The following is a 12,941-nucleotide window of genomic DNA, read 5'->3' as shown; positions in this document are numbered from 1 at the left end:
GGCCTGCAGCCATGCCCCGCACTCTGCCGATCCACCTCGCCTGGATGTACCGGCCCATTTCTCAAATGAAGAGGGAGGTGAAGGCATCTTGGACAAATCGTCCCGCCGTACTCTTCCCGTCGATTGGTGGACGGCCTACGGCGATCCGCACCTCAATGCCTTGGTCCGGGCGGCGCTGGAGCGCAATACCGAACTGACGATTGCGCGAGCGCGCGTGGACGAGGCATCGGCCGCCACGCGGCGAGCACGGGCCTCCCTGCTCCCCTCGTTGTCCGCGGGCACGCAGGCAACTCGAGGACGCGACTATTCAGAGAACGTTGCAATCGGCAATGATGGCCGCGCCACGTTGTCCGCATCGTGGGAGGCAGACCTGTCGGGACGGCTTTCGCAGGCAGCAGAAGGTGCGCGCCTGGATGCGGTGGCAGCCGAACAAGCGTGGGTTGCCACGCGGTGGCAGGTCGCGTTTGAAACAGTGTCGGCGGCTGTGCAGCAGCGCCAAGCCAGTGAGCTCGAAGCGCTAGCCGCGGCGCGGCTGGCATCCGCAGAACGACTCGTCTTGCTGATGCAACGGAAGTTCGAGGCCGGACAAGCTACCGGCTTCGACATCGAGCGTACCCGCGCCGGCGTCGTCGCACTGCGCGTGGAGCAAGAGCAACTGCGGCGTGCGCGCGGCGAGGCGACGCATGCACTCGATGTACTAGTGGGACAAACGCCCGGAGCGCCTGCAGCTTCCCCAACTCTTGCGTCGCTCGCCGTCCCGGACTGGACACCGACACGCATACCTGCGGACCTGCTGAGTGAGCGGCCCGACGTGCGCGCCGCCGAAGCGAAGTTCGCCGCCGAAACCGCGCGCTGGAACGCAGCCGAAGGCGAACGCTTCCCCAGGCTGGTGTTGGACCTGAGCGGCGGACGGCAGCGCGTAGAGAGTGTGGGAACCCGCATCACTGGAAACATTTTTTCACTTGGGGCCGGGGTGTCGTTGCCGATCTTCGATGGTGGCGCGATCCGTGCCGGCATCGAGACCGGAGAGGCGCGCAGCCGAGCTGCCCGTGCGGAGTTCGAGCGCACTTTGTTGAGTGCTTTGCAGGACGTAGAGAACGCATATCTCGGTTGGCATACGCAGCACGCAGCACTGGAGCATCAGGCCGAGGGTGTCGCAGTCGCGGAGCGTCAGCTCGATCGCAGCCGACGTCTGTTCGAGGCGGGACAAGTGGACGCCACGGTGGTGGCCGAGGCTGAGGCCGGGGTGCTGTCAGCGCAGGCTTCGCTGATCCGCACGCGGGCCGAGACAGCCATGCAATGGGGCGTCCTGGCAAAAGCATTATCCGGCTCTCCTGTTTGATCGCAGAAACATGCTGGAGCAGCTTGCGAAGGCTAGCTAAATAGCGTGACGCAAGGCGAAGGTGGTGAGGCCTGAGTGATGAGGAATGCGAACATGGAAATTCGACACCTGCGCTACTTTCTGGCGGTGGCAGAGGAGCTGCACTTTGCCCGAGCCGCAGAGCGCCTCCACATAGAGACATCGCCGCTGTCGCGCGCCATCAAGGAACTTGAGGAAGAGTTGGGCGTAGCGCTATTTGCGAGAACCACTCGGAGCACCCGCTTGACTCGTGCGGGCAGGCTCTTCTTTGAGAGCGTGCCGCGTGTCTTCGCAGCTTTGCAGCAGGCGCGCGACAGTGTGAACGCCGCAGCCAATGGCTTTCATTGCCAGCTCCGTATTGCATTGTCTGATGGAATCACGCCATCGCGCCTGCCTGCGTTGTTGGCGCTCTGCCGGCAGGAAGAGCCGGAAGTGGAAGTTCGCTTCTTCGAGGTGCCTTTGGCACAGCAAATCAAGGGATTGTGTGGCGAACTGTACGATCTCGGCTTCGCTCAATCGGATGAAGTCGGCGAAGGCATCATCGCCGTGCCGGTGTGGAGTGACCCTCTGATGGTAGCTGTGCCCGCACGGCACCCCTTGCTATCCCACAAACAGATTCCCCTAGAAGAGCTGTTGCGGTATCCGCTGGTGCTCTGCGACGCGGTGGCGTGTGAGGGCCATGCTCGGCAAGTTGAACGGGTGCTACGTCGCGTGGACATAGAGCCACTGATTGCCGAACGCGTGACTTCCAGCGATCTAATGATGGTCCTGGTTTCGGCGGGACTTGCACTAGGCCTCACAGGAGGCGCGCATATCACAGCCAGCAGGGAACAGGGGGTGGTCGCACGGCCGCTGACTGGACGTTCGCCAATGCTCACGACCTATCTACTACGGCCGGCCAGCGAGCCGTCAGAAATGCTGACTCGCTTCATGGAACGCGTTCATTCGATCAAATCTCCAGATGCCAAAGGTCGGCGGTAAACCATCACACAATCTCCCAAAGAAAATTAACCATGAAGAAGATTGCTCTCATATTGCTTTCCTCGACATTGGCAGCCTGCAGCCCATCTGGGAAACCAGATAAAGCCAACCTTCCGACAGTCGATGAATTAGCGCTCAATCCTGAGCGTCTGAAAGAGTTGCGCAAGCAATGCAAGTTGGATCGACCAATGCTGGGCGACCAACTATGTAACCGGGTTGCCGAGGCTACGCGAAAGCGCTTTTACGAAGATGGCGATGTGCCCCACACCACGCCTAAAGAGCCGCCGAAGTTCTAAGCTGGTGGTCATGCCGGAGTATGTATGCCGGATATGAAAAATTTGAAGGAGAATCGCAATGGGTTGGATCTATCTTGTTTTGGCTGGATTGTTTGAAATCGGATGGCCGGTCGGGCTGAAAATGGCGCAAGAGCCAACATCGCGTTGGAGTGGGGTCGCAGTAGCCGTCTCTTTCATGACAATTAGCGGCGCCTTCCTATGGCTTGCTCAGCGTCAGATACCGATTGGGACTGCTTATGCGGTGTGGACGGGTATCGGAGCGGCGGGAACTTTCTTAGTCGGAATTCATTTCTATGGCGACCCAACCTCCCTGATGCGATACCTTGGCGTGGCGTTGATCATCCTGGGCGTTATCACGCTCAAGTTATCGAGTTGATCGCTAGCTCCATTGGTAGCGTAGTCGCTAGGCGACCCAGCTCCCAGAGTGGATCGGGCGCTGGGAACTCGTACGGTCACCTCCTCTCTCTAGTCGCTATGTGACGAGCTTGCCGGCGCCTCGGGAGAGTTCGAGCCAGTGCGCGTAAGGCGGTGGGAGCACCCATTCCGGGTGGCTCCACCTTCAGTGCCTGCGCCAAGGTGACCTGAGTACGAACTTTGTAGCCAGTCAGGCAGTGAGTTCGGAGGGGATGCTATCGGATTGGATCCAGTTGCGCCGGATCGTCGCCGGCGGTTTGTAAGCATGCGCGCTATGCGGCCGCTGCTCGTTGTAGAACTGTCGCCAACGTTCGATCAGCACCTTCGCTTCGGTCCGACTGCGGAACCATTCGCGGTTGAGCAGTTCGTCGCCCATCGTTGCCTGCGAAGTCAGGACCAGCAGAATCCTGAGGGGAGTTCTCATCATGGTTTTCTCCGTTCAGACGCTTGGGATCAAGCGGCCGGAGACCACTACGCCTGCTTGGCTTTGCGCGCTGCCTCGACCAAGCTGTCGAGCCAGTCCTGATGGCCGTTGATCATCGGGTTGGGTTTGGCGTTGTGCAGCTCCTCGGCCGGTTTGCCCTTCTGAGTTTCCTGCGTGAGGATGCGCACGCGCCTGCCGTCCAGGTTCTCAACCAGCCAGGCGTGATGCACATCCAGGCGCGTATCTGTGCCTTCCTCGCCGGACCAGCCGTGCCAGGCCACGCGGCCGGGTTGCCCATCCGCAGGTGGCACGTATTCGTTGCACTGCCCCTCTACCGGGAAGCCGAAGGTCTCGAAGTAAAACCGATCGCCGTCGGCCAGTACCGGGCCTTTGCCGTCATGAAAGCACACGTTAGCCGAGTTGGCGTAGTAGCTTGGCCACAGCGATGGTGTGACGAGTAGAGGCCATACGTCGGCCGCGCTCAAGCCGGCGGCGATGATCTCATTGGAGGCGAAATTCTCAGTAAAGCCCGGCGTGTAGCCTTCGGGCCAGAGGATGGCGTTCTGTTGCTTGCTCATATCGAAGCTCCTTCACAAAATGTCGATGACGCAACAGGGGTGGCTGCGTCATTCAAGTGGTCATGGAGCAAATCATGAGCCTCCATCTGCAATAAGTGAAATCCTAAGTTTCTATTTTTGATATCATAAAATATGATATCAAGGCCTAGGTTCTGCCATCCACCGACTAGGCTATCTCGCAGCGGCGCTACGAAAGGGCGCGTCTCCAATTGAGCCGACTGATTGCTTATTTGTAGTGCGAGGTAGAGTTGTGCTGAGCATGACGATAGGAGCGATCTTGCCTACTTGTTGTTAGCACAGGAAGTGAACAGCAGTGCTCGTATCCAGCGATGTGCTGGATCGTGATGGGTGCGTTCGTGCCAAGCAGCCGTCTTGGTGAACCCCGGTATCTTCACCGGCGGCAGGGAGATAGCCAGCTTGTCCATACCGGCGACCAAGCGGCTCGGCAAGATCGCAACCATGTCACTGGCACGCAGGATGTCTGGCAAGATCAGAAAGCTCTTGACCGACAGTGTGACGCTGCGTCGTTTGCCCAACTGTTCTAGCGCATCGTCGGTGACGCCGCGGAAACCTCCACCATCGTAGGAAACAAGCGCATGGTCGAGAGCACAGAACTGTTTAACGGTCAGCTTGCGCCCCATAGCCGCAGGATGGTCTTCCCGCAGGACACACACATAGTGTTCCTTGAACAGCTCTCGGGCATGCAGATTTGGCGGAGTGATCTCTGGCGTCAGGAGGGCTAAATCGATCTGACCGCGCTCAAGCTGGTTCTGTAGCTGCCCGCTCTCGACTGGCACTAATGAGACTCGTACACGCGGTGCGTGCCGTTTAAGTGCCGATAGAAATGGGACAGCAACGGCACGCAGCGCATAGTCCGTCGCGGCGATGGAGAAGGTCAGTTGTGCGGTGGCCGGATTGAAGGAAGGTGGCTGGAGCAGCGCGTCGATTTCGGCGAGCACCTGCTTGACAGGCATCCCTAGATCCAGCGCCCGCTGCGTTGGAACGATACCCCGCTGCGAGCGCGCGAAAAGCGGGTCACCGAAGCTCTCGCGCAACCGCGTCAGCATGCCACTCAAGGCCGGCTGGGTTAGTCCCAGACGGGCCGCCGCCCGTGTCACATTGCGTTCGTCTAACAATGCGTCCAGCGCCTTGAGCAAGTTGAGATCCATACTCTTGATATTTTTCATTTTTATTCCAATCTTAAATATCATCGTTTTTCATGATATCTAAATATTGCCTATGAGTGGAAGCAAGGCCCATTGACGGCTTTTTTTGGGTAACTTGCTTGGAACTCTGTATGCGCCGCAGTGCGCTTTCGCTTGCGGCGCTTTTCTTTGACTCGCCACCGCGCTCATTCTTTCTTTTCCCTCGACCATTGTGCTGCGAACGGTCTTTGACCGGCACTAGCCCAGAACCGATCCTGACGCCTGCGACACCCCCTGTGCAACGCTTTCAATGAGACACCAGCGCAGGAGAAATCGGAGGACAGGTCATGCAAGGGACGAACGTTCTGTTCGGCCAGATCGCTGTGGTAATCGGCATCGTGATCGCCGGCGTCTGGGGCGCCACACAATGGACAGCAGCGACCCTTGGCTATCAAGTACGCCTCGGATCGCCCTGGTTCGATCTTCTAGGTGTACCGGTTTATCACCCGTGGCGCTTGTTCGAATGGTGGTTCTTCTTTGATGCCTACGCGCCGCACGTCTTCGACACAGGCGGTGCGATTGCGGGTGGTAGCGGTTTGTTCGCTTTACTCGTCGCCATCGCCATGTCGGTATGGCGTTCTCGGCAGTCGCGGCTGGTTACGACTTATGGTTCGGCACGCTGGGCCGATGCCGTCGACATCCGCAAAGCTGGACTGACCCTCCCGGCGGGCGTCTTCCTCGGCCAACACGACGACCAATACCTCCGACATGAGGGGCCGGAACATGTCCTGAGCTTCGCACCCACGCGCTCGGGCAAGGGCGTGGGCTTGGTGGTGCCTACGTTGCTTTCGTGGCCGGCGTCCGCCGTCATTCACGACATTAAGGGAGAGAACTGGAAGATCACGGCGGGCTGGCGTTCGCGCTTTTCGCACTGCCTGCTTTTCAACCCCACCGATAGGCAGTCGGCCGCCTACAACCCGCTGCTTGAAGTCCGGCGCGGCGCACATGAAGTGCGCGACGTGCAGAACATCGCCGACATTCTGGTTGACCCTGAAGGTGCGTTAGAGAAGCGCAATCATTGGGAGAAGACCAGCCACGCGCTACTGGTCGGTGCAATCTTGCATGTTCTGTACGCAGGCGAGGACAAGACGCTGCGCGGCGTCGCCAACTTCCTCAGCGACCCGGCGTGTCCGTTCGAGCTGACGCTGCACCGGATGATGACGACGAAGCACCTGGGCGATGCGCCTCACCCGGTTGTCGCATCCGCTGCCCGCGAAGTGCTCAACAAGTCGGACAACGAGCGATCGGGCGTGCTCTCCACCGCCATGTCGTTTCTCGGCCTGTACCGCGACCCGACCGTGGCCGAAGTCACATCGCGCTGCGATTGGCGCATCGCCGACCTGATTTCCGCCGAGCACCCGGTATCGCTCTATCTGGTGGTGCCGCCCTCCGACATAAGCCGCACCAAGCCGCTGATCCGGCTCATCTTGAACCAGATCGGGCGGCGGCTGACCGAATCGCTCGACGGCAGCGATGGCATCGCGCGCCGGCACAAGCTGCTGCTGATGCTGGACGAGTTTCCGGCGCTGGGTCGCCTCGATTTTTTCGAGTCCGCGCTTGCCTTCATGGCCGGCTACGGCATCCGCAGCTTTCTCATCGCTCAAAGCCTGAACCAGATCGACAAGGCGTATGGGCAGAACCATTCCATCCTCGACAACTGCCATGTCCGGGTGACTTTCGCCACCAACGACGAAAGGACGGCGAAAAGGATTTCCGAAACCCTCGGCACCGCCACCGAGCTTCGCGCGCAGCGCAACTACGCGGGCCACCGCCTCGCTCCGTGGCTGGGGCACCTGATGGTGTCGCGTCAGGAAACTGCACGTCCGCTGCTGACGCCCGGCGAGGTGATGCAGCTTCCACCTGAGGACGCCGTAGTCATGGTGTCCAGCGTTGCCCCGATCCGCGCGAAGAAGCTGCGTTACTACGTCGACGCCAATTTCAAGGATCGCGTCCTGCCACCGCCCGTGCTCGCAGTCGGGAGGTACGCCGACGCGCCGCCAGCCCGCCCCGACGACTGGAGCGGCTTGGCGATCCCGGCCGTACCTACGGCGCCGACCTCGGTATCCGCCGATGGTCCGGGCGGCACCGATGACGGCGGCCCGCGCCGCCAGCTCGAACTCTCCGAAACCGTCGCCTACGAGCCCGAGTTGGACGCGTGTGCGAACGACCTGGAGCTGCTCGATGACGACGACCTGGCGCTCCCGCTTCCCGGCCAGCTCGACCCGGCCATGCAGCGCACGGCCCGGCTGGCTTCTCTCGACCCCAACGACGGAATCGACCTATGAGCCAATACCGCCTCAATCTTTTCATCCAGCCCGAGCACGCCAAGCGCCTGGATGAACTTGCCGCCAAGAAAGGCGTGTCCAAGTCCTCCATCGTCGCAGCGGCCTTGGCGTCCTGGCTGTCACCCGATGCGGGCGACCAGCGTGAGGCCGCCATTGCCAAGCGGCTGGATCGACTGTCGCGGCAGACCGAACGCATGGAGCGCGACCAGAACATCCAGATCGAAACGCTGGCGCTGTTCATCCGCTATTTCTTGACCATCAGCACGCCGGTGCCAGAAGCCCACAAGGACGCGGCCCGCGCCCAGGGCAAAGCGCGCTTCGAGCAGTTCGTCGAGCAGTTGGGTCGCCACCTGCTGCGTGGCCGCAGTCTGGTGCGCGACGTGGTGGAGGAACTGCACCCCGATCCGATGCGGATGGATGACGCAGCAGCGATGGCGTCCGCCGATGAGCGAGCTGCAGAGCGTGCGTCATGAGTGCCGTTCCGCAGATTCCGCCTGAATCTCGCTCATCCGCCGCGGCGTCCCAGGATCGCCGCATCCAGATGCTGCGCACGGCGATGGGGCCGCTGATCGCCGCTGCGCTCGAAGATCCGGATGTTGTGGAAATCATGCTCAACCCCGATCGCACCCTGTGGGTGGATCGGCTGTCGTCGGGTCGCTCGCCGCTGGGCGTGGAGATGCCCGAGGCCGATGGTGAACGCATCATCCGCCTGGTCGCCGCGCATGTCGGCGCGGAGGTGCATCGCGGCCAGCCGCTCTTGACCGCCGAGTTGCCGGAAACCGGCGAGCGTTTCGAGGGCATCCTGCCTCCGGCCGCCCCGGGGCCAGCCTTCGCGCTACGCAAGCGGGCCGTGAGCATCATCGGCCTGGATCGCTACGTGGCCGACGGCATCCTGACCGCCGGGCAGGCCGAGTTCCTGCGCCGCGCCGTGCGCGAGCGGCAGAACATCCTGATCGCCGGCGGCACCAGCACCGGCAAGACCACGCTGGCGAACGCGCTGCTGGCCGAGATCGCCGCCACAGGCGACCGCGTGCTGGTGCTCGAAGACACCATCGAGCTGCAATGCGCGGCCCGCGACCATGTGCCGCTGCGCACCCGCGCCGGCGTCGTCACAATGACCGAGCTGGTGCGGGCCACGATGCGCCTGCGGCCTGACCGCGTGATCGTCGGCGAAGTGCGTGGCGGCGAAGCCCTGGACTTGGTGAAGGTCTGGGGCACCGGCCACCCCGGCGGCATTGCCACCATCCATGCCGGCTCCGCCTTGGGCGCACTGCTGCGTCTGGAGCAACTGATCCTCGAAGTGGCAGTGAATCCGCCCCGCGCCCTGATCGCCGAGGCGGTCAACGTGGTGATTCACATCGCAGGCCGTGGCCGCAAACGTCACGTCGAAACCATCTCCCGTGTCGTCGGCTTCGACGGTGCGGGCTATCGCCTGACAGATGCGCTGGAAACGCCGTTTCCCGAGCTGCCGCCGGTTCCTCTTGCAGCCGCTGCCGCTGCGCCTTCCTCGACCCCTGACCAACCTGGAGAACTGCCATGACGCACGTTGATGCTTTCCGTCTTTCCGTAAATCCTATTTCTCGCCTGTCCAGCATGGCGCGGCTGCGCCACCTGGCCCGTCCCGCAGGGCAAGGGCTGCTGCTGGCCGCGCTGATGCTGTTGCTGGCGGGCACGGCGCAGGCCGCCGGTTCCTCGATGCCGTGGGAAGGGCCGCTGACCTCCATCCTCGAATCCATCCAAGGGCCAGTCGCCCGGATCGTGGCGGTGATCATCATCATCTCGACGGGGCTTGCGCTGGCGTTCGGTGATACCAGCGGCGGCTTTCGCAAGCTGATCCAGATCGTGTTCGGCCTGTCCATCGCGTTCGCCGCGTCCTCGTTCTTCCTGTCGTTCTTCAGCTTCTCCGGAGGGGCCGTCGTATGAGTAAGGCCACCGATCTTCCGGGCTTTGAAGTGCCGCTGCATCGCTCGCTGACCGAGCCGATCCTGCTGGGCGGTGCGCCGCGCACCGTGGCGATTGCCAACGGCACGCTAGCCGCCGCCGTCGGGCTGGGCCTGCAACTGTGGATTCCCGGCGTGGTGCTCTGGATCGTCGGCCACTCGCTGGCCGTATGGGGTGCGCGCGTCGATCCGCAGTTCATGCAGGTCTTCGCGCGGCATATCAAACACCGCCCGCTTCTGGACGTGTGAGGGGAGGACGCCATGCTGAACCTTGCCGAATATCGTCAGCGCCCGGCCTTGCTTGCCGACTGGCTGCCCTGGGCCGGGCTGGTCGCGCCGGGCGTTGTGCTGAACAAAGATGGTTCGTTTCAACGCACGTTCCAGTTTCGCGGCCCCGACTTGGACAGTGCGACACAGGGCGAGCTGATTGCCACGTCGGCGCGGCAGAACAACGCGCTTCGCCGTACCGGGTCTGGCTGGGCCTTCTATATCGAGGCCGAGCGGATGCGGGCATCGAGCTATCCGCAATCCTCCTTTCCCGAACCACTGTCCTGGCTGGTGGATGAGGAGCGACGCGCGGCGTTCGAGGAGTCGGATGGCCATTTCGAGAGCGTCTATCACTTCACGTTGCAACACCTACCGCCGCAAGAGTCTCGCGCCCGTGCGGCTGGGATGCTGTACGAGAACCGGCCCACTGAGGGTGTGGACTGGCGTGGTCGGCTTGATTCCTTCGTGGCAGAGACCGATCGCGTGTTCGACCTGCTCGATGGTGTGATGCCGGAGATTGCCTGGCTGGACGATAGCCAGACGCTGACCTACCTGCATGCCACAGTCTCCACGCGGCGCTATCGCGTCGGCGTGCCCGACGTGCCGTTCCATATCGACGCACTGCTGGCCGATGCCGCGCTGGTCGGCGGCCTGGCGCCCATGCTGGGCGATCAGCACCTGCGCGTGGTGTCGGTACGAGGCTTCCCGACCTCGACCTGGCCGGGGATCTTGGACGACCTCAACCGCCTGGGCTTTGCGTATCGCTGGAGTACGCGCTTCCTGTGCCTGGACAAAGCCGAGGCGGAACGGGAATTGGGGCGCTTGCGGCGCCAATGGTTCGCCAAGCGCAAGAACGTCATCGCGCTGCTGCGCGAAACGATCTTTCAGCAGGAAAGCCCGCTGGTCGATACCGATGCCAGCAACAAGGCCGCCGACGCCGATGCCGCCTTGCAGGAGCTGGGCAGCGATCAAGTCGCCTTCGGCTACCTCACCGCCACGGTGACGGTGCTCGACGCCGACCCGGCCGTGGCCGACGAGAAGCTGCGCATGGTGGAGCGCGTCATCCAGGGCCGGGGTTTCGTGACCATCCCCGAAACCCTCAACGCAGTCGATGCCTGGCTGTCGTCCGTCCCCGGCAACGCATACGCGAACGTGCGTCAGCCCATCGTTTCGACGCTGAACCTGGCGCACATGATGCCGATGTCAGCGGTATGGGCTGGGCCGGAGAAGAACGAACACCTCGATGGCCCGCCGCTGATCGTCACCCGCACCGATGGCGCGACGCCGTTCCGGCTGGTGACGCACATCGGCGACGTGGGGCACACCCTTGTCGCCGGGCCGACCGGCATGGGCAAGTCGGTGCTGCTCGCCATATTGGCCATGCAGTTCCGGCGCTACTTCGGCTCGCGGATCTTCGCCTTCGACATGGGGCGCTCGATGCGCGCCACCATCCTCGGCCTTGGCGGTGAGCACTACGACCTCGGTGCCGATGGCGGCATCGCCTTCCAGCCACTCGCGCGAATAGCCCACGAGGGCTACCGCACCTGGGCCGCCGAATGGGTGGAGGGCCGGCTGCTGCACGAAGGCGTGACGGTCGGCCCGGACGAGAAGGCTGCCATTTGGTCGGCGCTGCGAAGCCTTGCCGGTGCGCCAGTGGAGCAGCGCACCATGACCGGCTTGTCGGTGTTATTGCAGTCCAACGCGCTGCGCCAAGCGCTCGCGCCCTATGTGTTGGGCGGCGCCCACGGCAAGCTGCTGGACGCTGACCACGACCGGCTGGGCATGGCCGACGTGCAGGGCTTTGAGATGGAAGAACTGATGCACAGCCCCGCCGCCGTGCAAGCAGTGCTGCGCTACCTGTTCGCCCGCTTCGACGAACGTTTTGACGGCGCGCCCACGCTGCTGATCCTCGATGAAGCGTGGCTGTTCCTCGATGAGCCGTCCTTCGCGGCCCGCATCCGGCAATGGCTCAAGACGCTCAGAAAAAAGAACGTCAGCGTCATCTTTGCCACGCAGTCGCTGGCCGACATCAAGGACTCGACCATCGCGCCAGCCATCATCGAAAGCTGCGCGAGCAGGATCTTCTTACCTAACCCGCAGGCCACCGAGCCGCAGATTCGCACGATCTACGAAGGCTTCGGCTTGAACAGCCGCCAGATTGAGATCGTGGCGACCGCACAGCCCAAGCGCGATTACTACTACCAGTCGCGCCTCGGCAATCGCCTGTTCGACCTCGACCTGGGGCCTGTCGCGCTCGCATTCGCGGGCGCATCCACCCCTCAAGACCAACGCGATATTGACCGCGTGCTGACGCAGGCCGGCGCTCCCGGCTTCGCCGGCGCGTGGCTGCGCCATCGCGGCCTCGGCTGGGCCGCCGACCTGCTGCCGTCCGCTCCGGCGGCAGCTTCCTTTCTCGCTTCTCAACCGCTGGAGGTTTCACCATGAAGACCAAGCCCCGTTTGCTCTCTGTCTCACTCGCTGCCGTGCTGTCGGTATCGCTGCTGGCCGTGCAGCCCGCATCCGCGCTGACGGTGTTCGACCCGTCCAACTTCGTGCAGAACACGCTGACCGCCGTGCGCACGCTGGAACAGATCAACAACCAGATCAACCAGCTTCAGAACGAGGCGCAGATGTTGATGAACCAGGCCAGGAACCTGGCAAATCTCGACTTCAACATCGTCAACCGCCTGCGCTCGACGCTCGCCACCACCGAGCGCCTGATCGCCGAGGCGCGCGGCTTGGCCTACGACGTGCAGAGCATGGATGCCACGTTCGCCCGCCTGTACCCGGAACAGTACGCCGCCACCATCAGCGGCGACCGCATGGCACAGGACGCCCGCGAACGCTGGCAGAACACCTTGAACGGCTTGCACACCGCGATGCGGATGCAGGCGCAGGTGTCGCAGAACCTCGCCCAAGACGAAAGCGCGCTGGCCGATCTCGTGAGCCAGAGCCAGTCGGCCACCGGCGCGCTGCAAGCGATGCAGGCGACGAACCAGCTCCTGGCTTTGCAGGCCAAGCAGTCGATCCAGGCGCAGCAGCTCCAGATCACGCAAGACCGGGCCGCTTCACTGGAACTGGCGCGGCAAGCGGCGGCTATGGAGCGCGCCCGCGAAGTGCGGCGGCGCTTTCTGGGCACCGGCACGCCGTACACGCCGCAGTCCGTCAACTTCTATAACAACTGACCGGAG

The 12,941-nt window shown here is 62.7% G+C and carries 13 protein-coding genes and 1 pseudogene; 11 read left to right on the top strand and 3 right to left on the bottom strand.

All coding sequences use genetic code 11. From position 1 onward, the window contains the following. The 4 genes from ACEU5R_RS14555 to ACEU5R_RS14540 all read left to right on the top strand — a co-directional run. The coding region (locus ACEU5R_RS14555; protein ID WP_392410645.1) for an efflux transporter outer membrane subunit at positions 1-1,342 on the top strand (1,342 nt) is incomplete at its 5' end. 93 nt (positions 1,343-1,435) lie between these two features. Continuing rightward, complete coding sequence (locus ACEU5R_RS14550) at positions 1,436-2,341, top strand: LysR family transcriptional regulator (protein ID WP_000405670.1); 906 nt, start codon at positions 1,436-1,438, stop codon at positions 2,339-2,341. Between the two features lie 32 nt (positions 2,342-2,373). Beyond that, entirely contained in the window at positions 2,374-2,637 is a 264-nt protein-coding gene (locus ACEU5R_RS14545; RefSeq protein ID WP_000717310.1) for an EexN family lipoprotein, read from the top strand. A gap of 58 nt (positions 2,638-2,695) precedes the next feature. Then, positions 2,696-3,013 (top strand): multidrug efflux SMR transporter, encoded by a 318-nt coding sequence (locus tag ACEU5R_RS14540; RefSeq protein ID WP_000539741.1) that lies wholly within the window; start codon positions 2,696-2,698, stop codon positions 3,011-3,013. Between the two features lie 228 nt (positions 3,014-3,241). On the opposite strand, the pseudogene ACEU5R_RS14535 reads toward ACEU5R_RS14540, so the two are convergent. The 3 genes and pseudogenes from ACEU5R_RS14535 to ACEU5R_RS14525 all read right to left on the bottom strand — a co-directional run. Further along, positions 3,242-3,421 (bottom strand): annotated as a pseudogene (locus ACEU5R_RS14535) (integrase core domain-containing protein); the annotation flags it as partial. A gap of 101 nt (positions 3,422-3,522) precedes the next feature. Further along, a complete protein-coding gene (locus ACEU5R_RS14530; RefSeq protein ID WP_000043569.1) occupies positions 3,523-4,053 on the bottom strand; it encodes a hypothetical protein in 531 nt (176 codons plus the stop codon). A gap of 281 nt (positions 4,054-4,334) precedes the next feature. Then, positions 4,335-5,240, bottom strand: a complete 906-nt coding sequence (locus ACEU5R_RS14525; RefSeq protein WP_023093368.1) for a LysR family transcriptional regulator — start codon at positions 5,238-5,240, stop codon at positions 4,335-4,337. Positions 5,241-5,545: 305 nt separating this feature from the next. Here ACEU5R_RS14525 and ACEU5R_RS14520 point away from each other — a divergent pair, with 305 nt between their 5' ends. The 7 genes from ACEU5R_RS14520 to trbJ are packed head-to-tail and all read left to right on the top strand — an operon-like array spanning position 5,546 to position 12,935. Further along, positions 5,546-7,543 carry a conjugal transfer protein TraG gene (locus ACEU5R_RS14520; protein WP_001163195.1) on the top strand — a complete coding sequence of 666 codons (1,998 nt, stop codon included), beginning with the start codon at positions 5,546-5,548 and terminating at the stop codon, positions 7,541-7,543. Beyond that, positions 7,540-8,016, top strand: coding sequence for a ribbon-helix-helix protein, CopG family (locus tag ACEU5R_RS14515; protein ID WP_000085131.1), 477 nt, complete (start codon positions 7,540-7,542; stop codon positions 8,014-8,016). Before ACEU5R_RS14520 ends, ACEU5R_RS14515 begins: the two co-directional genes overlap by 4 nt. Continuing rightward, a complete protein-coding gene (trbB, locus tag ACEU5R_RS14510; protein ID WP_023093367.1) occupies positions 8,013-9,083 on the top strand; it encodes a P-type conjugative transfer ATPase TrbB in 1,071 nt (356 codons plus the stop codon). Before ACEU5R_RS14515 ends, trbB begins: the two co-directional genes overlap by 4 nt. Continuing rightward, complete coding sequence (locus ACEU5R_RS14505; protein ID WP_000150010.1) at positions 9,080-9,466, top strand: TrbC/VirB2 family protein; 387 nt, start codon at positions 9,080-9,082, stop codon at positions 9,464-9,466. Before trbB ends, ACEU5R_RS14505 begins: the two co-directional genes overlap by 4 nt. Beyond that, positions 9,463-9,732, top strand: coding sequence for a VirB3 family type IV secretion system protein (locus ACEU5R_RS14500; RefSeq protein ID WP_003092280.1), 270 nt, complete (start codon positions 9,463-9,465; stop codon positions 9,730-9,732). Before ACEU5R_RS14505 ends, ACEU5R_RS14500 begins: the two co-directional genes overlap by 4 nt. Positions 9,733-9,744: 12 nt before the next feature. Beyond that, positions 9,745-12,195, top strand: coding sequence for a conjugal transfer protein TrbE (gene trbE / locus ACEU5R_RS14495; protein WP_000933135.1), 2,451 nt, complete (start codon positions 9,745-9,747; stop codon positions 12,193-12,195). Then, positions 12,192-12,935, top strand: coding sequence for a P-type conjugative transfer protein TrbJ (trbJ, locus tag ACEU5R_RS14490; protein WP_003092277.1), 744 nt, complete (start codon positions 12,192-12,194; stop codon positions 12,933-12,935). Before trbE ends, trbJ begins: the two co-directional genes overlap by 4 nt. Positions 12,936-12,941 lie beyond the last annotated feature (6 nt).

This window comes from Achromobacter sp. 413638 (assembly GCF_043119405.1).
Taxonomy (GTDB): domain Bacteria; phylum Pseudomonadota; class Gammaproteobacteria; order Burkholderiales; family Burkholderiaceae_B; genus Achromobacter.
This window is presented reverse-complemented; position numbering and strand designations above follow the sequence as displayed.